At 68.9% G+C, this 23254-nt stretch carries 24 protein-coding genes and 1 pseudogene; 13 read left to right on the top strand and 12 right to left on the bottom strand.

Annotated features, from left to right (window positions below):
- Window positions 1-50: 50 nt before the first annotated feature.
- Window positions 51-716: an SDR family NAD(P)-dependent oxidoreductase gene (locus tag FPZ12_RS09775; protein ID WP_144756244.1), complete on the top strand. Its 666-nt coding sequence runs from the start codon at window positions 51-53 to the stop codon at window positions 714-716.
- 156 nt (window positions 717-872) lie between these two features.
- On the opposite strand, the gene FPZ12_RS09765 is transcribed toward FPZ12_RS09775, so the two are convergent.
- The 3 genes from FPZ12_RS09765 to FPZ12_RS09755 are packed head-to-tail and all read right to left on the bottom strand — an operon-like array spanning window position 873 to window position 2756.
- Window positions 873-1799: an NAD(P)-dependent oxidoreductase gene (locus tag FPZ12_RS09765; protein WP_166462655.1), complete on the bottom strand. Its 927-nt coding sequence runs from the start codon at window positions 1797-1799 to the stop codon at window positions 873-875.
- A gap of 37 nt (window positions 1800-1836) precedes the next feature.
- A complete protein-coding gene (locus tag FPZ12_RS09760) occupies window positions 1837-2214 on the bottom strand; it encodes a carboxymuconolactone decarboxylase family protein (RefSeq protein ID WP_144756238.1) in 378 nt (125 codons plus the stop codon).
- 8 nt (window positions 2215-2222) lie between these two features.
- Window positions 2223-2756, bottom strand: a complete 534-nt coding sequence (locus FPZ12_RS09755) for a cupin domain-containing protein (RefSeq protein ID WP_144756235.1) — start codon at window positions 2754-2756, stop codon at window positions 2223-2225.
- Window positions 2757-2958: 202 nt separating this feature from the next.
- On the opposite strand from FPZ12_RS09755, the gene FPZ12_RS09750 reads away from it, so the two are divergent.
- On the top strand, window positions 2959-4299 hold the full coding sequence (locus FPZ12_RS09750) for an MFS transporter (protein WP_166462665.1): 1341 nt from the start codon (window positions 2959-2961) through the stop codon (window positions 4297-4299).
- 11 nt (window positions 4300-4310) lie between these two features.
- Here the strand turns inward: FPZ12_RS09750 and FPZ12_RS09745 are convergent, their stop codons facing one another.
- Window positions 4311-5108, bottom strand: a complete 798-nt coding sequence (locus FPZ12_RS09745) for an IclR family transcriptional regulator (protein WP_144756228.1) — start codon at window positions 5106-5108, stop codon at window positions 4311-4313.
- Between the two features lie 47 nt (window positions 5109-5155).
- Window positions 5156-6271, bottom strand: a complete 1116-nt coding sequence (locus FPZ12_RS09740; protein ID WP_150980255.1) for an NDMA-dependent alcohol dehydrogenase — start codon at window positions 6269-6271, stop codon at window positions 5156-5158.
- Window positions 6272-6538: 267 nt separating this feature from the next.
- On the opposite strand from FPZ12_RS09740, the pseudogene FPZ12_RS45995 reads away from it, so the two are divergent.
- Window positions 6539-6853 (top strand): annotated as a pseudogene (locus FPZ12_RS45995) (SDR family oxidoreductase); the annotation flags it as partial.
- Window positions 6854-6859: 6 nt separating this feature from the next.
- Here FPZ12_RS45995 and FPZ12_RS09730 read toward each other — a convergent pair.
- On the bottom strand, window positions 6860-7267 hold the full coding sequence (locus FPZ12_RS09730; RefSeq protein ID WP_144750757.1) for a (R)-mandelonitrile lyase: 408 nt from the start codon (window positions 7265-7267) through the stop codon (window positions 6860-6862).
- 25 nt (window positions 7268-7292) lie between these two features.
- Window positions 7293-7613, bottom strand: a complete 321-nt coding sequence (locus tag FPZ12_RS09725; protein WP_144750759.1) for a carboxymuconolactone decarboxylase family protein — start codon at window positions 7611-7613, stop codon at window positions 7293-7295.
- A 335-nt stretch (window positions 7614-7948) separates the two neighbouring features.
- Between FPZ12_RS09725 and FPZ12_RS09720 the strand changes: the two genes are divergently transcribed.
- The 7 genes from FPZ12_RS09720 to FPZ12_RS09695 all read left to right on the top strand — a co-directional run bounded on the left by FPZ12_RS09720 (window position 7949) and on the right by FPZ12_RS09695 (window position 14203).
- The gene (locus FPZ12_RS09720) at window positions 7949-8848 is read left to right on the top strand and encodes a helix-turn-helix transcriptional regulator (protein ID WP_144750761.1); all 900 of its coding nucleotides are present in this window, start codon (window positions 7949-7951) and stop codon (window positions 8846-8848) included.
- A 52-nt stretch (window positions 8849-8900) separates the two neighbouring features.
- Window positions 8901-9689, top strand: coding sequence for an MFS transporter (locus FPZ12_RS46355; protein WP_243769766.1), 789 nt, complete (start codon window positions 8901-8903; stop codon window positions 9687-9689).
- The gene (locus FPZ12_RS46350; protein ID WP_243769765.1) at window positions 9686-10039 is read left to right on the top strand and encodes an MFS transporter; all 354 of its coding nucleotides are present in this window, start codon (window positions 9686-9688) and stop codon (window positions 10037-10039) included. The genes FPZ12_RS46355 and FPZ12_RS46350 overlap by 4 nt, the downstream gene beginning before the upstream one ends.
- 57 nt (window positions 10040-10096) lie before the next feature.
- Window positions 10097-11119 (top strand): zinc-dependent alcohol dehydrogenase family protein, encoded by a 1023-nt coding sequence (locus FPZ12_RS09710; protein ID WP_144750763.1) that lies wholly within the window; start codon window positions 10097-10099, stop codon window positions 11117-11119.
- 62 nt (window positions 11120-11181) lie between these two features.
- The gene (locus FPZ12_RS09705) at window positions 11182-12069 is read left to right on the top strand and encodes a helix-turn-helix transcriptional regulator (protein ID WP_144750765.1); all 888 of its coding nucleotides are present in this window, start codon (window positions 11182-11184) and stop codon (window positions 12067-12069) included.
- 106 nt (window positions 12070-12175) lie between these two features.
- Window positions 12176-12979, top strand: coding sequence for an SDR family NAD(P)-dependent oxidoreductase (locus FPZ12_RS09700; RefSeq protein ID WP_144750767.1), 804 nt, complete (start codon window positions 12176-12178; stop codon window positions 12977-12979).
- A gap of 6 nt (window positions 12980-12985) precedes the next feature.
- Window positions 12986-14203 carry an acetyl-CoA hydrolase/transferase family protein gene (locus tag FPZ12_RS09695; protein ID WP_144750769.1) on the top strand — a complete coding sequence of 406 codons (1218 nt, stop codon included), beginning with the start codon at window positions 12986-12988 and terminating at the stop codon, window positions 14201-14203.
- Here FPZ12_RS09695 and FPZ12_RS09690 read toward each other — a convergent pair.
- The 3 genes from FPZ12_RS09690 to FPZ12_RS09680 are packed head-to-tail and all read right to left on the bottom strand — an operon-like array spanning window position 14200 to window position 17500.
- Window positions 14200-14661: a nuclear transport factor 2 family protein gene (locus FPZ12_RS09690; protein ID WP_144750771.1), complete on the bottom strand. Its 462-nt coding sequence runs from the start codon at window positions 14659-14661 to the stop codon at window positions 14200-14202. The genes FPZ12_RS09695 and FPZ12_RS09690 overlap by 4 nt on opposite strands.
- Window positions 14637-16127, bottom strand: a complete 1491-nt coding sequence (locus FPZ12_RS09685) for an aldehyde dehydrogenase (RefSeq protein WP_144750773.1) — start codon at window positions 16125-16127, stop codon at window positions 14637-14639. Before FPZ12_RS09685 ends, FPZ12_RS09690 begins: the two co-directional genes overlap by 25 nt.
- Window positions 16124-17500, bottom strand: coding sequence for an MFS transporter (locus FPZ12_RS09680; RefSeq protein WP_144750775.1), 1377 nt, complete (start codon window positions 17498-17500; stop codon window positions 16124-16126). Before FPZ12_RS09680 ends, FPZ12_RS09685 begins: the two co-directional genes overlap by 4 nt.
- A gap of 165 nt (window positions 17501-17665) precedes the next feature.
- Here FPZ12_RS09680 and FPZ12_RS09675 point away from each other — a divergent pair, with 165 nt between their 5' ends.
- Window positions 17666-18493 carry a thioesterase family protein gene (locus FPZ12_RS09675; RefSeq protein WP_166462663.1) on the top strand — a complete coding sequence of 276 codons (828 nt, stop codon included), beginning with the start codon at window positions 17666-17668 and terminating at the stop codon, window positions 18491-18493.
- Window positions 18494-18509: 16 nt separating this feature from the next.
- Here the strand turns inward: FPZ12_RS09675 and FPZ12_RS09670 are convergent, their stop codons facing one another.
- Window positions 18510-19301, bottom strand: a complete 792-nt coding sequence (locus FPZ12_RS09670) for an SDR family oxidoreductase (RefSeq protein ID WP_144750778.1) — start codon at window positions 19299-19301, stop codon at window positions 18510-18512.
- A gap of 63 nt (window positions 19302-19364) precedes the next feature.
- Between FPZ12_RS09670 and FPZ12_RS09665 the strand changes: the two genes are divergently transcribed.
- Both FPZ12_RS09665 and FPZ12_RS09660 read left to right on the top strand, forming a co-directional pair.
- Window positions 19365-20849, top strand: coding sequence for an aldehyde dehydrogenase family protein (locus tag FPZ12_RS09665; RefSeq protein ID WP_144750780.1), 1485 nt, complete (start codon window positions 19365-19367; stop codon window positions 20847-20849).
- Window positions 20850-20893: 44 nt separating this feature from the next.
- On the top strand, window positions 20894-22021 hold the full coding sequence (locus FPZ12_RS09660) for an NDMA-dependent alcohol dehydrogenase (protein ID WP_144750782.1): 1128 nt from the start codon (window positions 20894-20896) through the stop codon (window positions 22019-22021).
- A 10-nt stretch (window positions 22022-22031) separates the two neighbouring features.
- On the opposite strand, the gene FPZ12_RS09655 is transcribed toward FPZ12_RS09660, so the two are convergent.
- The gene (locus FPZ12_RS09655; protein WP_208025814.1) at window positions 22032-23228 is read right to left on the bottom strand and encodes a CoA transferase; all 1197 of its coding nucleotides are present in this window, start codon (window positions 23226-23228) and stop codon (window positions 22032-22034) included.
- Window positions 23229-23254: the final 26 nt, after the last annotated feature.

Raw genomic sequence — 23254 nt, 5'->3', positions numbered from 1 at the left:
GTTTTCGCAGGACCTGTCAGACCCCGGGATGCTGTGGTTCGCTGAGAACCATGTCGACTTTCGCACTCATCGGGGCCGGTCCCGGTCTGGGGCTCGCCACCGCGAGGCGCTTCGGTGCCGCCGGCCACTCCGTCGCCCTGATTTCCCGCAGCGCCCAGCACCTGGACGAGCTGACGACCGCGCTCACCGGCGACGGTGTCGAGGCGCACGGCTTTCCCGCGGACGTGCTCGAGCCCGCCTCGCTCACTGCGGCGCTCGAGGCGGCCGCTGAAGTTGCCGGGCCTGTCGAGATTCTCCAGTACAGCCCGGTTCCTCGCGCGGATTTCATGAAGCCGGTCGTCGACACGACCGCCGGCGACCTCGATGCGCCGTTGGGCTTTTCCGTGAAAGGACCAGTCACGTGCGTCAGCGCCGTGCTGCCGGGCATGCGAGAGGTGGGGCGTGGCACGGTGTTGTTCGTCAACGGGGCCAGCGCCGTCCGCCCGAATCCTGATCGCGCCGGGACTTCCGTCGCGTTCGCGGCGGAGAGCGCTTACGCACGCATGCTCCACGACGCGCTCGCTCCGGAGAACATCCACGTCGCCCAGTTGATCGTGCCCGGAGCGATCAGGCCCGAGGCCGAGCACAGCAGCCCGGACGTCCTTGCGGGACGCCTGCTGGACATCCATCGGAAGCGAGACGGTTTCCGCCACTACGCCGAACCGATGCCGGATTGAGCGGGCTCACCAGCACTTTTCCGAGCCCGAAAATGGGAGACCATGAAGCCCACATACGACTTCCGCCAGCAGGAGCGCATGCGCACTTCCCTGCCCGCGTGCTCCACAGGTGATGAGGGCGACCTTGCCATCCATCTTTCCCATCTTCCGACTTCCTCACGGCCTTTCCTTGATGGCACGGGCGAGTTCGTCGGGATCGACCGCGATCTCGACGCCTGCCCGTTCCAGCTGGAGTTTGAGATAGGACCGCGAGTCCTGGTCACCGAACCCGCGCGCCAGCGCCTCGGTCATCTCTTCCAGGGTCAGGTTCGACAGCCGCATGGGCACCCCGAGCTCGCGACCGAGCTGGGTAGCGAGTGAGACGTCCTTGTGCGCCAGCTTCATCAGGAACGCGGGCGTTTCGTACTCGCCGGGCAAGAACTGCTTGACCAGCATGTTGGTCGCGGGCTGCTTGCCCACCACCCCGAGCCGCAGGGCCTTCCACAGCTCGAGTGGATCGGCGCCTGCCTTCACGCCCAGCGAGAACGTTTCCGCCAGCGACAGCAGGAACAGATAGCCGGTCATGTTGTGGGCGAGTTTGGTGACGGTGCCGGTGGTCAGGCCACCGACGTAGTGCGGTGTCGAGAACAGCTCCAGGGTTTTCCGGTGCGCGTCGAAGACTTCCCGCGGCCCGCCGACCCAGGTGACGAGGTCACCGGACGCGGCTCCCGTGGGCCCGCCACTGACCGGAGCGTCCATCACGGCCGCCCCATGCTCGGCGAACGCGGCGTCGATCCGGCGGGTGAGCGCGATCGAGCTGGTGGACAGGTCGAACAGGACCTGGCCGGGCCGCAGGTTGGCCAGCACGCCGTCCTCGCCGAAGACGCAGGCCGCAACCTCCGGCGGGCCGGGCAGCGAGGCGAACAGGACGTCGCTGTGCCGGGTCAGCTCGCCGACGTTCGCGGCTACCCGCGCTCCGCGCTCGCGCAACGGCGCGGTCGCATCCGGGGCCAGGTCGTACACGACGAGGTCTTCCTGGCCCGCGGCGAGCCGGGACGCCATTCCACGCCCCATCCGGCCAAGGCCGACGAATCCGACAGTCACGTGTACTCCTTTTCTCCCGCGACGGGGCAGTGGCGGGTCAGTCGTCGAACTCGGCGAGCACCTTCTGCGCGATCCTGGTGGCCGACAAGCCCGCCGGCATTCCCGCGTACACCGCAACCTGCAGCAGGCATTCGCGGATCTCGACCTTGGTGAGGCCATTGGCGATCGCCCCGCGGATGTGCCCGGCCAGTTCGTCCGGTTTGTTCAACACGGCGAGCATGCCGATGTTGAGGATGCTGCGGCTGCGCCGGTCCAGTTCGGTCCTACCCCAGAGTGCGCCCCAGCAGTATTCGGTGACCAGTTCCTGGATCGGGCGGGTGAAGTCGTCAGCGGCCTCAAGCGATTTCCCGACGACGTCCCTGCCGACGACTTCGCCGCGGATACGCTTGCCGCGTTCGAACATTTCGGTGCTCACGTCGCTCGTCACCGCCGCCCGGTCATCATCACCGAAACGATCGTCGTCGTCTTGTCGGTGCGGTTGCTCCATGAGTGTCTCGTCCCCCGCTGGACGATCGTGTCGCCGGGACGCAGGTGCACCTCGCCCTCCTGCAGTTCACACCACAGCTCACCGGAAATCACGGTGAGGAAGTCGACGGTGTCGGTGACGTGGAGGCCGGGGATTCCCTCGTCGTCGAATCCAGGGTTGCCGGTGGGCAGCCGTCCGGTCGCGTCCGCGTAGCCGAGGGAACGGTCCCATTCGGAGTCCGGGGGAAAGGTGACGACGCGGTAGATCAGGCCGCCGAACGGGGGTTCCGTGACGACTTTGCCGTCCGTCATGCCGTCGCCGTCGGTGAGTTTCACCGGAATGCCGTGCACCCGCCAGATGTCGCATTTGGTGTTACCCGGATTCGGAAGGCGATGCGGGGTGAGTTCGTCGCTCTCGACGTAGGAACGCCCCTCGGCGTTGACGCCGGTGACGATGCGGCGCGCCTGGGCGTCGAGATGTCGTCCGGTCACGTCTGGTCAGCTCCTTTGCTGAAGAAGGTCGGCAACGGAACGAGGTTCGCCCGCCGCGGCCGCCATCGGAAAGGGTCTTTCTCGGTAGGCGAGAACCGAATCGCCCGAAGTGCATTGCTCATTAAGTTTGATGCTGCATATATTTTCTGCTCTGGCGCCGGTTCCCGGTGCGTTCCCACTCTCAAGGTCGAGAGGACACGTCGTGGACGTCATCACCGCACTGAGAAGCTCACGGATGGGCCTGGCCCGATGGTGCGCGGTCGCCCTGTGCGTCCTGTGCAACACCATCGACGGCCTCGACCTGATGCTCATGTCCTACGCGCTGCCGCATCTCCCGCCGGGGTTCGCGACAGGCACGCAGAAGGGCTTGCTGATCAGCTTCGGCTTCCTGGGGATGGGGCTCGGTGCGACGCTGCTCGCGCCGTTGGCCGACCGCATCGGACGGAAACGGATGGTCATGTGCGGCCTGCTGCTCTCGGTCCTCGCGCTCGCCGCCACCGCCCTCTCGCCGTCGGTGGAGTGGATGTTGATCGCCCGGCTCCTCGCCGGCGCGGGTGCCGGCACCCTGACACCGGTCGCACTGACCCTGGGCGACGAGTTCTCCTCGGCCGAACGCCGGGGGCTGTGTGTCGGACTCGTCGCGATCGGCTTCGCGATCGGTTCCACGATTGGCGGGCTCATAGGCCTGTTCATCATCACCACGTTCGGCGGCGCGTGGCAGGCGTTGTTCTGGGGCGGTGCGCTGATCAGCGCCGCGGTGCTCGTCCTCGCATCGGCCCTGCCGGAAAGCCCGGCCTACCTCGTGATCCGTGAAACCACCGAAGCCAGGCGGCGCCTCGGCAACGTCGTGTCCCGGCTCGGGCTGGCGGGTGTCGACCTGGCGGAGCGGCCGCTTGCCGAACCCGTCGCCACCGATGCGAAGGTCGGGGTGCTTTCCAAGAGCTTCCGGGGCCGGACGCTGTTGTTGTGGCTGGGCTACAGCACGGCCGCCGCGGCCTGGTACTTCACGACCAGTTGGACCCCGCAGCTCGTCTCGACGGTCAGCGGCAGCGCGGAGCGCGGCACATTGATGGGGACAGTGCTGAGCATGGGTTCCCTCGGCGGCGGCTTCGTCTTCGTCCTGCTCTCCACCCGCGTAAGCAGTACGGCCGTCGTCTGGGCCTGCACGGGTGTGGGAGCGGTGGCCGCGGGGGGATTCGCGCTGACGATCACCGGCGGCGGCGCGGTTGTCGCCGCCGCGGCGATCGGCGTCACCATGCAGGCCGCGCTGTCCGCGTACGTGGCCTCCTGCGCGCGCCTGTATCCGACGGTAATCCGGACCCGTGCCCAAGGCGCGCTGATGGGCGTCAGCCGCGTCGGCACCATCCTCGTCCCGGTCGTGGTTGGCGCGGTGATGGCGGCGCTCTCCGCGCAGACGATGTACTGGATGGCCGCCGCTGTCGTACTGGTGTCCGCTGTCGCGGGCTTCACACTGTGGTCCCGGACGCGGGCGATCGCGGAAGCACCGGCTGGTGCCGGGCACCCGGTCCGCGAGCATGTCTGACCGCTGGGGTTTCAGGGCTTGTCGGTGGCGATCCGTATGCGGTGCAACAGGATCGTCAACTGCGGATCGGCGGGTGCGCTCCCGGCCAGGAACGCGCGCCCGATCCCGCGCGCGGTGGTGTACAACGCCGGGAGCAGGCTCGACTGCGTGCGTGTGTTCGACGGAGTGGTCACCGATAGCGCGGCCAGCGCCGTGCCGTCCCCGGCGAGCACCGGTACGGCCATGCCCACGGCGTCCGGCGACATCCAGGACCGCGCGATGACATGGCCGGTCCGCCGGACCTCCTGCACGATGCGGACGAGGTCCCGCCGCTCTACGACGGTCTCCGCCGTGAAGCGGGTGATCCGGGCCGTGGCGAGGATGCGGTCCCGCACTTCCGGCGTGGAGAAGGCGGTCAGGACAATGCCGGGGGAGGAGGCCAGCACGGGCAGCCGGATTCCAGGCTGGGTCACATTGGTCGCGACCGGGCGGCGTGCGGGAAGCGTCGCCACGTTGAGCACGTCGTCATGGTCGAGGACGCAGAGCAGCGTCGGCGCGTCCACCACCGAGCGCAGGTCTTCCATGTAGGGCACCGCGGCCTCGCGCAGCGTGAACACACCCGACGAGCGGGCGACGATCTCCCACAGCTTCATGCCGATCCGCACCCGGCGATCGGAGTCCCGGTCCAGCACACCTGTCTGCGTCAACTCGGCGACGATCCGGTGCGCGGACGGGCCGGGGATGCCGGCCTGGCGGGCGATCTCCGAAGCGGTGAGCGGACCCGCGCCGGATTTGAACACCTCGAGCACGCGTGTCACCCGCTCGATCATCGACTCTCCGCGAGGGGCCACCATCGCCTCCGATCCGGCAAGGGCGGTCAGGTGTCGTGCAGCACGACCCCGCGAATGGTCGTCCCCTCATACATCGCCGCCCAGCCATCGTTGATCTCGTCCAGGCTGAAGGTCCGGGTGACCATTTCCTCCAGCTTGAGCCGGCCCGAGCGGTAGAGGTCCAGGAGCAGAGGAACGGCCTCGGCGGGCGACATGGCGCCATAGAGACACCCTTGGACGCGCTTCTGGAAGTAGGGGAATCCGGTCAGCGCCAGCGGGGTGGGGCCGGGGTTTTTGGGCGGCACCGCGGTCGCCACGACGGTGCCTGCCTTCCGTACGGCGTCGAGAGCCTGCGCGAGGTACTCCGGCCGCAGGACGCTCGTGGTGACGATCGCGACGTCCGCGCCCTGGCCGTTGGTCAGCGACCGGGCGAGGTCGGTGGCCTCCGCCATCGTCTCGACGGCGTCGGTCGCCCCGAACCCCGGTGCGCTCGTGCGCCGGAAGGGCAGGGGGTCCACGCCGATGATCCGGGACGCTCCGGCGTGCCGGGCGCCTTGGACGGCACTCATGCCGATACCGCCGATGCCCATGACGATCACGACGTCCCCTGGCGACACCCCGCCCGCGTTGACGGCCGAACCCCAGCCGGTCGGCACCCCGCAGCCGAGCAGGGCGGCCGCCTGCAGCGGGATGTCCGGGTCGATCCGGATGCAGCAGCGTTCCGGCACAACGCTGTACTGCGAGAAGGTGCCGAGGAAGCAGGCTTGCGCGACATCGCGCCCTTGCCGGTGCATGCGGTAGGTGCCGTCCAGCATGGCGCCCGCGGCCATGAATGCACCGTTGTCACACAGGTTCTGCCTGCCCACCGCGCAGGGCCGGCACCGGCCGCACCCGGGGATGAACGTTGTGACCACATGGTCGCCGGGCCGGACCAGGGTGACGCCGGGCCCGACTGCCTCGACCACCGAGCCACCCTCGTGGCCGCCGCAGTAGGGAAGGTGATCCTCGCCGACGTCCCCGGTGGCGTGGTGTTCGTCGGAGTGGCACAACCCCGCCGCCACGTGGCGGAGGAGGACTTCACCGGCCATTGGGTCGTCGACCTCGACGTCGGTGACCTCCCACTTACCGGGGACCTCCATGAGCACCGCGGCACTGGACCTCATCGCGTGGACTCCTCTCTCGGCAGTGGTGAGCTGCATCGCCCGGCACACCATAGCTGGTTGAGGAAAGATTATGCATCATCGCTAATATTTTCTATGCTCTGAGGAGGATGAGCGATGGTGGCGGCCGCTCGTGGTCGGTCGACAGTGGACCAGGTCGCCGCGGCGGTCGATCGCACGGTCGAGAGCTTCGACCGGGCTCGACGCGGCCTATAACAACGCGGGAATCCAGATCCCGCCCAGCGACGCCGCGGATGGCCGGCCGAGCGGTTCGACCGCGTCAACGCGATCGACCTCCGTGGCGTCTGGGCCTGCAGGAAGCACGAACTGCGGCACATGTGGCCCCAAGCCAGCGGAGCGATCGTCAACTACTCTTCACTCGGCGGGCTCGTCGGCATCCCGGGCCGCGCCTCCTACCAGGCCTCGAAGCACGGTGTGATCGGCCTGACCACCAGCACCGCGCTCGAATACGCGCCGCGCGGCATCCGCGGCAACGCCGTCTGCCTCGGCACGATCGACACTCCCGGAGCCGGTTTCGTCGTTGGCGTCGCGCTGCCTGTCGACGGCGGTTACGTCGCTCGCTGAAGGTGTTCAGGAGGCGTTCGCGGCGGTGTATTGCTCGTCGGTGACGGGTTCGAGCCACGTGGTGCCATCGCCACCTTCCTCGGGGCCTTCGAGCATGGCGATGTGGCTCATACAGGTGCTGCCGGTGCCGCCGTGCCAGTGTTCTTCGCCGGGTGGGGTCCACACGGTGTCGCCGGCGCGCATGCGGATGACGGTGCCGTCCCGGCTGGCGACGAGCCCGGCGCCTTCGGTGACGTGCAGCGTCTGGCCGTTGACGTGGGAGTGCCAGTTGGTACGCGCGCCCGGGGTGAACCGGACCAGCGACGCCACCAGACGTGACGGCGGCTCGGGTTTCTTGATCGCCGTGACGTAGACGTCGCCGGTGAAGTTGGCGGCCGGTGCTTTCGCGGTGTCGGCCACGGGGGTGATGTCCATTGTGGATTCTCCTGTCTCTGTGAAGTCAGCTGCGAAAGACTTTTTTGGCGACGGCCATCGCGGACATCGCTTGCGGCCAGCCCGCGTAGAAGGCCAGGTGTGTCAGTGCCTCGATCAGCTCGGTCTCGGTGTTGCCGTTCTCCTTGGCGAGGCGGAGGTGGAAGTCGAGCTGCTCGGTGTTGCCGTTGGTGGCCAACGCGGTGACCGTGACGAGACTGCGTTCCTTCGGTGTGAGTTCGGTGCGCGTCCACACCTCGCCGAAGAGAACGTCGTCGGTGAAATGCACCAGCGCGGGCGCGAAATCGCCGAACAGCTTTTCGGCGCCGGACGGTTCCTTGTCACTCATGGGAGATCCCCTTCTCCTTGCATTGTTTTCTAGTGGCGGGTACCCAGCCCCGCCACTCCGAAGCCGATCGCTCCGGCTTCGATCGCGCCGACTACGCCTACGCGACCAGCGCCATCGACGAGGGCATCACCACTGCGGCGGCCGAACCTTGCGCGAACCGGAATGCCACGAGGAGCCCGATGCGCTGGCGAGCCCGCGCGCGATCGAGGCTGCGGTGGTGTCGGATGTGGTCACGTCACGAGGAAACCTCCGTTCGCGCCCGCGCGGGAGGTCGCGTCTATCCGGGTCACGACAGAACCCCTCTCGCCCGCTGGGGCCGTCGTACCGTGGACGGTGTGAGCGCGAAGAATTCCGAGGTCCGTGACTTCCTGGTCACCCGGCGGGCCAAGATCACGCCCGAGCAGGCCGGGCTGAGCCATTACGGCGGCAATCGCCGTGTCCCCGGCTTAAGGCGTGAAGAAGTCGCGATGCTGGCCGGTGTTTCGGCCGATTACTACACGCGGGTGGAGAAGGGCAATCTGGCCGGCGTCTCCGACAGCGTGCTCGACGCCATCGCCGGCGCCCTGCAGCTCGACGAGGCAGAGCGGGTCTACCTGTTCGACCTCGCCCGCGCCGCGAACGCGACAGGCCGCCCGCAAAACGCCTCCGGCCAGCGGCGTCGGCCGCCGCAGCGCGTGCGCCCGGTGGTGCACCAGATCCTGGACAGCATGACCACCACGGCCGCGTTCATCCGCAACGGCCGCTTGGACATCCTCGCTACCAACCTGCTCGGCCGCGCGCTGTATTCACCCGTGTTCGACAGCCCGACCCGGCCCAGCGGCGCCACCCCGCCGAACCTGGCCCGGTTCGGTTTCCTGGACCCGGCCGCGCACGACTACTTTCCCGACTACGACAAGTCCTGTCACACCTCGGTGGCGATCCTGCGCACCGAAGCCGGCCGAGACCCGCACAACCGGGACCTGACCGACCTCGTCGGGGAACTGTGCACGCGCAGCGAGGACTTCCGGGTCCGATGGGCCGCGCACGACGTCCGCCTGCACCGCACCGGAACGAAATCCTTCCGCCATCCCGTCGTCGGCGAGCTGACCCTGAACTTCGAAGCGATGGACCTCACGGCGGATGCCGGGCTCACTCTCACCGCGTACGCCGCCGCCCCGGATACACCGTCGGCCGAGCGACTCCAGCTGCTGTCCACCTGGGCGGCGACCGAAGGGCTGGTCTCCGCCCGGGACTGAGGGGCGAGCCGAGCCCTCCCAAGTGGACGATGCGGCTCCTGGCTTCGGTTCCGTGACTACTTTCGACCAGAAGACGGTCCGGTTACCCTGGCTGACTTACGTTCTCGGTGCTGGGACGTTCCTCATGGGGACCACCGAGTTCGTCATCGCGGGTCTGCTGCCGGAGCTGGCCCACGACCTCGGCGTGAGCGTCGCGCACGCGGGGCTGCTGATCACGGCGTTCGCGTTGGGCATGATCGTCGGCCCGCCCACGATGGCGGTCGCGACGCGGCGGCTGCCTCATCGGCGGACGCTGGTGCTGGCCCTGCTGGCGTTCGCCGCCACGCACGTGGTCGTGGCGCTCGGTTCGAGCTTCACCGTGTTGCTGGTCGCCCGGTTCCTGAGTGCCTTGGCCACGGGGGCTTTCTGGGCGGTGGCCGCTGTGGTGGCCACGCGCGCTGTCGGGCCCGCCGCCGGTTCACGGGCGCTGGGCGTGGTACTCGGGGGTGGCATGCTGGCGAATGTCGTCGGTGTTCCCCTGGGTGCCCTTCGCCGGGCAGTTGGTGGGCTGGCGTGGCCCGTTCTGGGCCTTAGCCGTGCTCGCGATGCTGGCCGTGCCGCTGGTGCGGCGCGCTGTTCCGCACGACGGCCCGGATCTTCAGGCCTCGTCGGTCGAATCGGAGTTCGCGGCGGTCGGCTCGGGCCGGTTGTGGCTGGCGTTGGCGGCATGTGCGACCACCACGGGGAGCGTTCTGGCGACCTACAGCTTCATCTCGCCGTTGCTCACCGAACGAGCCGGGATCGCGGACGGGTTCGTGCCGCTGGTACTGGCCGGGTTCGCGGTGGGTGCGCTGGCCGGTGACGACCATCGTGGCGGCGATCACGACCGCGGTCGTGCTGGTCGCGCTGTGTGTCCTTTCCGGACGACCGTTGTTCGCCGTGATTCTCGTTGCTGTGCTCGGGTTCACCGGGATGACCGCGAATCCGGTGCTGATCTCGCTCGCCGTGCGGTTCGGCCGGGACGCACCCACCCTCGCGTCGGGATTGAGCACGGCGGCGTTCAACTTCGGGACCGCGATCGGTTCCTGGCTGGCGGGTTTCGCGCTGGCTTCTTCGCTGGGCGAGAGCGGCCCGGCCGGGTGGTGTCCGGCGAGTGAACCAGGGGAGGCTCCGGCAGAACCTCCCAACGAGCTGTGTGACCGCCTAGCGTGACGGGTAGTCGCGGCTCGTTTCTCGACTGTCCACAAACGACTGACAAGGAGTGGTGAAATGCGTGGCGTGATTCTGCACGCGCCCGGCGACGTCCGGGTCGAGGAGCGCCGGGATCCCAGGATCGAGCAGCCGACGGACGCGGTCATCCGCGTCGCCGCGGCCTGCGTCTGCGGGTCCGATCTGTGGCCCTACCGCGGCATCGAAGACGTGTCCGGCCCGGCCCCGATGGGCCACGAGTACGTCGGTGTCGTCGAAGAGGTCGGCAGCGAGGTCCGCAACGTCGAGCCCGGCCAGTTCGTGGTCGGTTCGTTCTTCGCCTCCGACAACACCTGCGAGATCTGCCGGGCCGGGTACCAGAGCCGGTGCGTGCACGCGGTGCCGATGGGCGGGATCGGTTCGCAGACCGAGAAACTACGCGTCCCGCTGGCCGACGGCACCCTGGTCGCGACGCCGGGAACGCCGCCGGAGGACTTGATTCCCAGCCTGCTCGCGGCGTCCGACGTCCTCGGCACGGGCTGGTTCGGCGCGGTGGCCGCGGAGGCCGGGCCCGGAAAGACGGTCGCCGTCGTCGGTGACGGCGCGGTCGGGCTGCTGGGTGTACTGGCGGCGAAGGAACTCGGCGCGGAGCGGATCATCGCGATGAGCCGCCACGCCGACCGGCAGAAGCTGGCGCGCGAGTTCGGTGCCACCGACATCGTGGAGCAGCGTGGTGACGAAGGCGTCGAGCGGATCAAGGAGCTGACCGGCGGGCTCGGCGCGCACAGCGTGATCGAGGCGGTCGGCACGCAGGAGTCGATGATGCAGGCGATCCGGTCGACGAGGCCCGGCGGTCATGTCGGGTATGTCGGTGTTTCGCACGATGTGGAGCTGCCCGGCCTGGAGCTGTTCTTCTCCGGGGTGCACCTGCACGGTGGCCCGGCGCCGGTGCGCCGGTTCCTGCCCGAGCTGATCGAGAAGATCTGGCAGCGTCGCATCGATCCGGGCAAGGTGTTCGACCTGACCCTGCCCCTGGACGAGGCGGCCGAGGCGTACCGGGCCATGGACGAGCGCCGGGCCATCAAGGCCCTGCTCACTCTCTGATCACCGGTTCGGGGTCCTGGCAGAACCTCCCAGCACCGGCGCGGCCTGTTTAGCCTGGTGGTATGGACAGAAGGAAAGACGTCCGTGACTTCCTGGTCACCCGGCGTGCTCAGGTGACGCCCGAGCAGGTGGGCCTGCCGCAGTACGACCGGGACAGGCGGGTGCCCGGCCTGCGCCGCGAGGAGGTGGCGATGCTGGCCGGTGTCAGCATCGATTACTACACCAAGCTCGAGCGCGGCAACATCGCCGGCGCTTCGGAGAGCGTGCTCGACGCCGTCGCCCAAGCGCTCCTGCTCAACGACGCCGAGCGCGCCCACCTCTTCGACCTGGCCAGGGCGGTCTCCGCGACGGGCGCCCGCCGCCGTCGCGCGGCGGGCAGCCCGGCCGGGGTGCGGTCCTCGGTGCAGCGGGTGCTGGACGCGATGGACGTCCCGGCGATCGTGAACAACGCCCGCCAGGACCTCGTGGCCGCGAACTCACTCGGGCGGGCGCTGTACGCCCCGCTTTTCGACACCGAGCGGCCGCCGAACATCGCGCGGTTCATCTTCCTCGACCCGCGCGCCCAGGACTACTACGTGGACTGGCCGCTCGCGCGCCGCACGACGTCGGCGATCCTGCGGATGGAAGCCGGGCGCAACCCGCTGGACGAGAAGCTCACCGCGTTGATCGGCGAACTCTCGGCCTGCAGCGCGTCATTCAAAAAGGACTGGGCGCGACACAACGTGCACATCCACCGAACCGGAGTGAAGTCGTTCCGGCACCCGGGCGTCGGGTTGGTCGAAGTGTCCTTCGACGTGTTCGAACTGCCCGGCGAGGCCGGCTTGTCGATCGTCACCTACAGCGCCGAGCCCGGCAGCCCTTCGGCCGACGCGCTCGCGCTGTTGCCGGCATGGGCGGGCTCCCGGGATGCCGCCTCCGTGAAAAATCCGGCGGGGGAGCGCTCGGAGTAGGCTTCCTCCATCAGATGAACATAATATATTATGCTCCCGAGTGAGGACGGTCGCGCGGCGGCGAAACCCGCGCGCGTCCGTCCGATACGGATTGGGAGGCGCGTTGGTGGCGGACAACGAAGCAAAGGCCGGAACGACCGAGCTGACTGGGAAGGTCGCGCTGATCACCGGCGCGACGAGCGGAGTCGGGCTGGTGAGCGCGCTGCGCCTTGCGGAGCGTGGAGCCACGGTGGTGGTGAACGGCCGTTCGGCCGAACGTGGGGCGGAAGCCCTGCGCCGGCTGGGCGAAGTGACTGACCGTGCCGAGTTCGTCGCGGGTGACTGCGCTGACTACGACAGCATCGCGGGGGTCGCGTCCCGTGTGGTCGACGAGCACGGTGCGATCGATCTGCTGATCAGCGCGGGCGCGCCGGGGGGACAAGGGCCGACACCGTTCGCCGAGATGACCGGCGAGCAGCTTTCGCAGGCCTTCGCGAGCCGTTTCTTCCCGCGCGTTTTTCCGGTACACGCGGCATTGCCGGGTTTGCGGGTGCGCGGAGGAGCCGTCGTAATGCTCACGACGGACGCGGCGCGCACGGCGACCGGCGGCGAGTCGATCATGGGCGCCGCGGGGGCCGGAGTCATCTCGATGACGAAGACCCTCGCCAAGGAACTGGCCAGGTGGAAGATCCGGGTCAACAGCGTCGCGATGACGATCACCGCCGGAACCCCTTCCTGGGACCGCATTTTCGCCACGGAGAGCTTCCAGCGGCGGCTGTTCGAGAAAGCGGTGGCGCGGTTCCCGTGGGGTGCTCCGCCGGACGCCGGGGATGTCGCCGACGCGGTCGCCTTCCTGGCGTCGGGCGCGGCGGGCCAGGTCACCGGGCAGACCCTGAGCGTCAACGGCGGCCTGTCCTTCGGCGGCTGGTGAGGCGGGATGCCCGGATTCTCGATCCTCGATCACATCCGTCCCGGCGATCACGTCGCCGTCGCCGAGGCCGCCGCCGAACCACGGGAGCTGGTGGGGCATCTCCTGGCGGCCGCCGGGAAGCTCGATCCGCTCACGGTTTTATGCGGCTACAGCCTGAACGAAGCGTGGCAGACCGTCCAACCAGGACGACCGGCGGTCAAATCCTATGCGGCGCACGGATCTCTGCGGAAACTCGCGGCCGCCGGTGCACTGGAGATCCTGCCCTGCCACCTGTCGAGCCTCGCCCGCTACATCCGGAACGGAACCCTGCCCGTCGACGTGGTCCTGGTCCAGCTGCCTCCGGCCGACGAGGACGGGTACCACAGCCTCGGCCCGTCCATCGGTTATCTCGCCGACGCGATGCGAAAGGCACGGGTGATCCTGGCCGAGATCAATCCGAACGCGCCGAAAACCACCAGCTCACCGCGTATCCACCGCGACCGGATCACTGCGGCGATCCGGTCGGAGTCGCCGTTGCCGACTTCACCGTCCAGGGCGGCAGGGCCCGCCGAGAAGGCGATCGGCGCGATCGTGGCGGATCTCGTTCCCGACGGGGCGAGCCTTCAGCTCGGTATCGGCGCGGTGCCGGGAGAGATCGCCGGGGCGTTGCGGGAGCGGTCCGGGTTGCGGGTGCGGTCGGCGCTGATCGGGGACTGGCTCCTGGAACTCGTCGACAATGGAGCGGTCGACGTGGGAGCCGCCGGAGCGTGTTTGACCGGTATGGCCCTGGGCAGCCGCCGCTTGTACGACTTCGTCGACCACAACGCGGGTGTCGAATTCGTTGCCCCGGGCGAACTCCTGGACCCGGCCGCGCTCGCGTCCTGTGACCCGTTCGTCGTGGTCAACTCCGCGCTGCAGGTTGACCTTTATGGACAGGTCAACGCCGAGGCGCTCGGTGGCCGCTATCTCGGTGCGGTCGGCGGGCAGGTCGATCTGTTCCGTGCGGCCCGCCTCGCCCGCTCCGGGCTGGCTGTGGTCGCGTTGCCGTCCACCGACCCGTCCGGTACCAGGAGCTCGATCGTGCCGCAGCTCGACGGGCCGACGACCTCGCCGCAAAGCGACATCGATATCGTCGCCACCGAGTACGGTCTGGCGGATCTGCGCGCCACGACGGCCGCCGAGCGGGCCCGGCGGCTCGTCGCGATCGCCGCGCCCGAGCATCGAGAAGCCTTGCGGGGCAGCTAAAAGCTAGGCGCCGGCCTGTTCGGCTCGCCGGCTTCCAGGAAGTTGATCCGGTAGACGCGCGAGGCGAACCGCCAGCCTCCTTCGGTGAGCCGGAATTCGTCGCGGTATTCGGCCACGCTGCGCGGGGTCACCCGTGAGGAGAGGATTCCCGGACGCGGGTCCGGCTCGCGGAACACGACCGCGTAGGACGATCCCGTCGCGTGCTCGGCGTCGACGACGTCGACCACCTCGTTGGCGGACAAGTGCCGGCCGAAACGGTTCTTCGGGTAAGCGTGCGCCCACTCGAGAATCGCCGGCCTCCCCACGATCCGCTCCGGTGACGCTGCGGGTTTGTAGACCCCGTCCGGGGCCCAGAGACCCGCGAACTCGTCGAGTTCCAGGTGGTCGAGGTGCAGGCAATAGCGCGCCATCAGCTGCCGGCACGCCTGCTCGATCACGAGACGCTGGAGGTCGTCCACGATTTCCCTTCCTGGTTCAGCGAAGCCGCGAATTCCGGCGGCAGTCCGTACGATTTCGGTTCCACATAGGACTCGAATCCTTCACGGCCGGCTTCCCGGCCGATCCCGCTGGCCTTGAACCCGCCGAACGGGGCGTGGAACCCGGCCGGATTGCCGTTGAGTTCCACGGTCCCGGTGCGGATCCGCCGCGCGACGGCCAGCCCGTGCCCGGGGTCCTGGGTGAACACCGCGCCATTGAGCCCGTAGGAGGAGTTGTTCGCGATGGCGATGGCTTCTTCCTCGTCGGCATAGGAGATCACCGCGAGGACCGGGCCGAAGATCTCCTCCTGCGCGATCCGCATGTCCGGCCGTACGCCGGTGAAGATCGTCGGGTCGACGAACCAGCCCCGCGGTTGCGTGGGCTCACCGCCACCGGCCACCACGGTGGCGCCCTCCTCACGACCGATGCGGATGTATCCGGCGACGCGGTCACGTTGCCGCGCGGTCACCATCGGGCCGATCTGCGTCGCCGGATCGTGCGGATCGCCGACCGGCATCGAGGCGAGCAGACCACGAAGACGATCCACGAACTCGTCGTGGCGGCGGTGCGACACGAGCAGCCGGGTCTTGAGCGTGCAGATCTGCCCGCTGTTGCGCAGTGAACCCAGGCGCAAAGCCTCGACGGTGCTGTCGAGGTCGGCGTCGTCGAGCACCACGGCCGCGGACTTGCCTCCCAGTTCCAGGGTGACCCGCTTGAGGTGCTCGCCGCAGACGGAGGCGATCCGCCTGCCTGCCACGGTCGATCCCGTGAAGGTCACCTTGTCGACCCCGGGATGCCCCACGAGGTACTCGCTCACCTCCCGGCCGGCTGGAACCACGTTGAGCACCCCGGCCGGCAGCCCGGCTTGCCGGAAGAGCTCGGTGAGGGCGTAAACGCTGAGCGGTGTTTCGGGCGCGGGCTTGAGCACGACCGTGCAGCCGGTCAGCAGTGCCGGGGCCAGTTTCTGGACGGTGACGGTGAGCGGGACGTTCCACGGCACCACCGCCGCGACCACGCCGACGGGCTCGCGAGTGACGAGCGCGCTTCCCGACGCCGCGGACCGGATCTCCTCGAACGGGTAGCTCGCGGCCAGTTCGGTGTAGGTGTCGAGGAGCGCGAGGGGAGCACCGATCTGGATCGCGCTGGACTGCGCGATGGGGGAGCCCATCTCGTCGGTGATGAGAGCGGCGAACTCCTGCCGTCGCGCGACGAGGGCCTCGCGGACTCGCCGGAGGACGGCGATCCGCTCCGCGAGTTCCGTGCGGGCCCACCGGCCGTCGTCGAACGCCCGGCGTGCCGCGGCCACCGCGCGGTCCACGTCGCCGGTCGTCGCGGCAGGGACCGTTCCAGTGATTTCCTCGGTCCACGGCGAAATCACGTCGATCCGCCCGGAGCCCTGGGACGGAACCCACTCGCCGTCGAGGAACAGGGTCGTGTGGGTCTTCATCGTTCTCCTTGCTGTGCCAGGGTGTGGCCGGCCTGCTCGTCCGCGTGCTGCCCGTCGAGGTCGTCTTTTCCGGTCTCACGTAAGGAAAAGGTGCAGACCGCGGCTACGGCGGAGATAGCCGCGAGCACGATGCCGAAGACGGTGGTGCCCTGCGCGGAGATGATCACCGGGGCCAGCAGGGGCGCGACGCCGCCGCCGATCACGCCGGTGATCTGGTAGGCGATACCGGCGGCCGTGTAGCGATAGGCGGTCGGGAACTGTTCGGGCACGAAGGCGCCGATGGCGCCGTACCCGAGTCCGGCGATGGCCATCGTGAGGCACATGGCGAGCCCGTAGGCGGCGACCGAACCGGTGTCGAGCAACGGGAAGAGCACCAGGCCCCACACCACGCCGAGAATCTGTGAGCCGCCGATGACCGGGCGACGGCCGAACCGGTCGGACAGGACCGCGCTCAGCATCGTGAACATCGCGAACGCCAGTCCGGACGCGGCGCCCATCGCCAGGACGGCGTTGCGGGAGAGGCCGAGCGAACCAACCCCGTAGTTGGCGACGAAGGCGTTGCCGACGTACACGAAGGTCAGCGCGGTGAGCGAAACCCCTGCCGTGCGCAGGATCGTGCCCGGCTGCCTGCGGAAGGCGGCGAACAACGGAACTCCAGACGTGCCGCCACGCTTCTGCTGGTTCTTGAAGACCGGGGTTTCTTCCACCCTGAGCCGGATGTAGAGGCTGAAGGCGAGCAGCAGGACGCTCGCGATGAACGGCACCCGCCAGCCCCACGCAAGGAAGGTCTCGGGGCTCACCAGCAGGCCGACCAGCAGGAAGGTGCCCGCGGAAAGCGCGTTCGGCATCGAATGCCCGAGCTGGGGGAACATCGCGTACAGCCCGCGGCGCTCCTTGGGCGCGTGTTCCGTCACGAAGAGCACGGCCCCGGCCCATTCACCACCGATCGCGATGCCCTGGATGGCGCGTAGCACGACGATGAGGATCGGCGCCGCGATCCCGATGGTGTCCGCGGACGGGATCAGACCCATCAGCGTGGTGCCCAGGCCCATGCCCGTGACCGTGGCGATCAGGGTGCGTTTGCGGCCGAGCCGGTCACCGAAGTGCCCGAACAGGATCGCGCCGATCGGCCTGCCGGCGAACGCGACGCCGAGTGTGGCGAGCGAAGCGATCGTGCCCGCCGCCGGGCCCAGCGAAGGGAAGAACACCTTCGGGAAGACGAGCGCCGCGGCCAGGCTGTAGAGGACGAAGTCGTAACCCTCGATCAGCGTGCCGACGAGGCTGGCGATCGCGATCCGCCGGAAGTCACGGCGGTCGGCTGAGGTCGTATCCGGTTCGGACGGGGCAGGGGCGCGATCTTCACTGATCGGCATGGCCGGGGTTCCTGTCTGTGCGGAGACATGGACAAGGCAAACTTAATATATAATGCGTGTATGAGAGGTCAAGGGGGTCCCGCGTTCCCGGCCGTGCCGGATGCAGGCGGTGACGGCGGATGGCGATCGTATATTAAGCGTGATCAGGGTGATAGCGTCGCGAGCATGAGCCAGGCTTACTTCGAGGTTACGGGGACCGGGGACACGCTGGTTCCGTGTTCATCGGCCGACAGCCTGTGGGGCGACGGCGGGCAGATGCGGGGAAGCGCGGTCAGCGGAGCATTGGCCCGCGCGGTCGAACAGGTGGTGCCGCCGGGTCCGGGCGGGGTGGCGCGACGGCCTGTCCGCTGGCGCGTCGACTTGTTCCGCCCGGCAGCGATGGCGCCGTGCACGGCGGAGGCGACCATCGTCCGAGCGGGCAGGCAGGTGTGTTTGATCGATGCGGTGCTGCGCCAGGATGGCCGTGAGGTCGCCCGCGCCGGCGCGCTTTTCCTCACGGAGACGACAGCCCCGCAGGGCAAGGTCTTTTCGCCGCGGCTGGATTTCGTGCCGCCGCCGCCCGGAATGCGGCCGGGAAGCTCTGAGGAACGGCTGTACTACAGCGAAGGTGTGGGGTGGACGCCGCTGCCCGACCCGCACCAGAACGAGCGCCGCAAGCAGGTCTGGCTCGCACCGGTCCGGCTCGTGGCAGCTGAGGAACCGAGCCCTTTCCAGCTCACCGCGATGGCCACGGACGTGGTGAACATGGTGGCCAACTGGGGCGAGTTCGGCGTGGAGTTCATCAACGCCGACGCCAGTCTCGTCGTCAGCAGGCTGCCGGCGCCCGGGGAGGGCATCGGGCTGGCCGCCGAGCACCGGTTCGCCGAGGACGGGATCGCGACCGGCACGGCGGTGGTGTTCGACCGCGCGGGGGCGTTCGGCGCGGTGACGGTGTCCGCGGTGGCGAGTCCCGGTGGCGCTATCGATCCCCGGCTGATCGGAGTACGCCGATAGCGCCACGCGGGACCGCTCAGCGGGTGGTGGCCAGCCCGCAGTCGACTGGCAGCATCACCCCGGTGAGCCCGGATCCGGCCGCTGACGCGAGGTAGAGCGCGGCTCCGGCGACGTCGGACGGACCGACGAACCGGCCCAAGGGCACTTCGGCCAGCACGGACGGATCCCGGGGATAATCCTTGCCCTCCCGGCGTATTCCGGTCACGAACATCCCGGGCGCCAGTACGTTGACCGTGATATCCGGTGCGAGCCGGGCCGCCAGATGTGTGCTCAGGTGATGTACGGCCGCCTTCGACGACGAGTACGCGTACACGTCCCGTTTCGCCGCGCGCAGGGCATTGACGGAGCCGACGGTGATCACCCGCGCGGGCGCCTCGGCGGAGCCCGCCGCTTCCAGTAGCGGAAGCAGGGCCTGGACAAGGAAGAACGGCGCCTTGACGTTGACGTCGTGTACCTGGTCCCAGCCTTCCTCGGTGAACTCGGGCAGTGGCTGTTCGTGCTGCGCGCCCGCGTTGTTGACCAGCACGTCCAGTGCGGGCAGCAGCGACCCGATCTCAGCGGCGAACGTCCGGCAACCCTCCACTGTGGACAGATTCGCCCGCAGGGCGCGGCAGCGGCCCGTCTTGCCGAGCTCCGCTTCGGCCTTGACGCAATCCTCCGCGCCGCGCGAAGTGACGATGACGTCCGCCCCGCCGTCCACGAAACCTTGCGCGATGGCGCGGCCTATCCCGCGGACACCTCCGGTCACGACGACACGCTTTCCCTGGACGCCGAACAATTCCTCGATGTACGAGCCGTTCGCTGCCATCCGAATCCCCTTTCTCCGGTCCGGGGATGGACCTTACGCCGTTTCACGTTTAATATATTGTGCGTGACAAACGTGACAATCGGCACGCGGACCGGATACCTCGGCGCGGACGGCCACGTGCTGCCGGCCGACGCTCAAGACTTCGACGTCGAGAACCCGGCCACCGGTGCGGTGATCGGCCAGGCGCACGAGATCCGTTCGTCCGAAGTGGACATGGTCGTCGCGCAGGCGGAGCGGGCTTTCACTGGAACCTGGCGGGATACCGCGCCGGACGTCCGTGGCGCGCTGCTGCGGTCGTGGGCCGATCGGATCACCGCGCACCGTGAGGAGCTCGCGGCACTCGAACTCGCCGAGGTCGGGCACGTCCGCAAGGAGGTGCTGGGCGACATCGACACCGCCGTGCGGGTGCTCACTTACTACGCGGGACTGGCGGACAAGCTGGAAGGCACCACGTTCTCGCGGTACCCGGGCCGGGTGGCCTACGGGATGGACGAGCCGTTCGGCGTCGTCGCGGGAATCAACGCCTACAACGCCAATATCGTGTTCGTGGCGGTCAAGGGCGGGCCGGCGCTGGTCGCGGGCAACTGCATCGTGTACAAGGCCGCCGAGCAGGCACCGGGCTCGACCTTCCGGATGGCCGAACTCGCCCTCGAGGCGGGAATACCGCCCGGGGTCGTGAGCGTGGTGACCGGTCGTGGCGAGACGGCAGGCCCGCTGCTGTGCGAGCATCCGGCCATCGGGATGGTGTCGTTCACCGGCAGTCCCGGTGCCGGCCAGGCGGTGATCCGGCAGTCGGCGTCCACCATCGCGCCGGTGGTGCTGGAACTCGGCGGCAAGAGTCCCGCAATCCTCCTGCCGGACGCGGATCTCGAGCTCGCGCTGCCTTCGGTGCTGCATTCGAACTTCGTCAAAAGCGGCCAGAGTTGCATCGCCGGATCGCGGATCCTGGTGCACGAATCCCGGTATGCCGAGGTGACACAGGAGCTGGCCAAGCGGGCCGCCGCGGTACGGGTGGGGCTGCCCGCCGACAAGCGGTCCGAGATGGGCACGCTGATCAGCAGGCGGCAACGCGACCACGTCCACGGGCTCGTCGGGCGGGCTGTCGCCGCGGGGGCCACGGTGATGACCGGCGGTGCACCGGCAGAAGACGGCCCGCTCGCCGCGGGCTCCTTCTACCAGCCCACGGTGCTGGCCGATGTCACCGACGACAACCCCGCCGCCACCACCGAGGCATTCGGGCCGATGGCAAGCGTGCTGTCGTACTCGGACATCGACGAGGCGCTCGCGCGGGCCAACGCCACGAGTTTCGGGCTGAGCTCGCAGATCTGGGGCAATGACGCCCGGACGATCCACTACCTTGCCGGGCATCTGGTGGCGGGCACGGTCTGGGTGAACGCCCACCGCGCCCTGCATCCCACGGTGCCTTCCGGCGGGATGAAACGCAGCGGCTTCGGCCGTGAGTTCGGCATCGCGGCGGTCCGGGAATTCACCCGCCACAAGTCCGTGGTCTGGGACCTCACGACCGAGCGCGCGCTGCCCTACACCTGAGCCGCCACCGGTGGTGACTCAGGGTTTCCGGAGAGGTTGGTGACATGAAGGTCCAGGCATCGGTGCTCACGGCGCCACTGGCCGACTGGACGACCGCGACCCTGGAGGTCGAGGCACCCCGTGCCGAGGAGGTGCTCGTCCGGGTGCGGTACGCGGGGCTGTGCCGTTCGGACGAACACCGGCGGCATGGCGGAACGGGGACCGGAGGCCGGTACCCGTTGATCGGCGGGCACGAGGGTTCGGGGGTCGTCGAGGCCGTCGGGCCGGGCGTCACCCGGTTCGCCCCGGGCGATCACGTGATCCTTTCCGTGCTGCCGCAGTGCGGCGTGTGCCGGTATTGCACCTCGGGCCGGTCGCGGATGTGCGACTACACGGCGCACGTCCCGACCGGGGCGATGCCGGACGGGACCTTCCGGGCCTCGCTCGACGGGGAACCGCTGGGCGGGTTCTGCATGCTCGGGACCTTCGCCGACCACGTCGTCGTCTCGCAGGCGTCGTGCGTCAAGATCCCCGAGTGGTTCCCGATGGACGTCGCGGCGCTGCTCAGTTGTGGCGTGCCCACGGGATGGGGTTCGGCCGAGTACGTCGGTGAGGTGCAGGCGGGCGACACGGTGATCGTCGCGGGGATCGGCGGCGTGGGGATCAACGCCGTGCAGGGGGCGGCCTTCAAGGGGGCGAGCCATGTCGTGGCCGTGGACCCCGTCGAGTGGAAGCGCGAGTTCGCCCGCTCTGTCGGCGCCACGCATACCGCGGCGAACCTCGAAGAGGCGGGAGAACTGGGCAGGCATCTCTCGCGCGGTTCGGGTGCCGACGTCGTCATCGTGACCGTCGGGGTCCTTCGGCCCGAGATCACCTTGGGGGCGCTGGAAGCCACCGGCAAGGGCGCTCGCCTCGTGCTCACCGCGACCGCCGACGAGGCGTCGGATGTCAACCTGCGATTGCCGGGCAACCGCGTGACCTTCTTCGACGTCAGCGTGCGCGGCGCGCTGCTCGGTGGGTGCAACGCGCATTACGACATTCCGCGGCTTGCCCGGCTCTACGAGGAGGGCAGGCTCAAGCTCGACGAGCTGATCACCCAACGGTACACAGTGGACGGAATCGCCCGGGCTTATGCCGATGTGCGCGACGGAAAGGTGATCCGGGCCCTCGTCGAACACGACCACGAGGGCTGACCGCCGCCCGTCAGGCCTGTGGTCCGATCACCCCCGCGCCGGCGAGTTTCGCCATCTCGGACTCGGACATCCCCAGCTCGTCACGGAGGACTTCCGCGGTGTGCTGGCCGACGCCGGGGGCGGGCCGTGCCGGCGCCTGATGCCCGTCCACGGCGATCGGCGAGCCCGGCGCCAGGTGTTCCCCGACGCCGGGCTGATCGAGCCGGTGCAGCAACGGGTTTTCGTGCAGGGCCAGCTCCGCGAAGGACCGGTACGACGACCACAGGACCCTGGTCTTGTCCAGTGCCGTGGCGATCTCGGCGGCGGTGCGTGTTTCGAACCAGCCTTCGAAGACGCTGCCGAGCAGGCGTCGGTGCCGGTAGCGATCCGCTTCGTCCCCGAAGTCCGCGGGGAGGCTTTCGGCGAGGGCGGTGACCACGGCGCCGGTGCCGGTCACCTCGACGAGATCGTGCCAGTGCCGCTTCGTCAGGGCGACGACCATGACGCGCTTGCCGTCGGAGGTCTGGAAGTCACGGCCGAAAGTGCCGTAGACGTGGTTGCCGTCGGCGGTGCGTTCCTGCCCGCCGAGCTGGACGTCGGCCAGGTAGCCCAGATTGCCCGCCGTGGCCACGGCGATGTCCTCCAGCGCGACGCGGATCTGTTGTGGTTCCCCGGTCAGCTGCCTGCGGCGGTCGGCAGCCAGCAACCCGACGGCGAGGTACAGACCTGCTGTGAGGTCCCAGACCGGTACTACGTGGTTGACCGGCCCGGCCTCGGCGGGGCCGGTGAGGTAAGGAAATCCGGTCGCCGCGTTGACGGTGTAGTCGACGGCCGGTGAGCCGTCGCGGCCGCCGGTCAGGACCGCGCGCACGACGTCCGGGCGGGCCCGGCGCAAGGAATCGAAGGGCAGGATCCGGTCCGAGTTGGTCAGCACGATGCCGCGTCCGGCGACCAGATCGGTGACGAGGTCCCGCCCCGCGGTGGTGGAGAGATCGACCTCGACGGAGCGCTTTCCCTTGTTCAGTCCCGTCCAGTAGAGGCTGGTCCCGCCGCCGGCGCGGGGAAGCCGGGCGCGGTCGGGTGCTCCGCCGACGGGCTCGACCCGGATGACGTCGGCGCCGAGCTGGGAAAGCGTCATCCCGCACAGGGGCGTGGCGACGTAGCCGGAGATTTCCACGATGCGCAGGCCGGCCAGCGGTAGTCCGTAAGGTTCTGCAAGATCACGCACTATATATTTATAACGCGGAATCGCTC

Origin of the sequence: Amycolatopsis acidicola (assembly GCF_007713735.2) — a bacterium.
GTDB lineage: Bacteria > Actinomycetota > Actinomycetes > Mycobacteriales > Pseudonocardiaceae > Amycolatopsis_E > Amycolatopsis_E acidicola.
The sequence above is the reverse complement of the archived record's forward strand: the minus strand, read 5'-3'. Positions and strand labels throughout refer to the sequence as shown.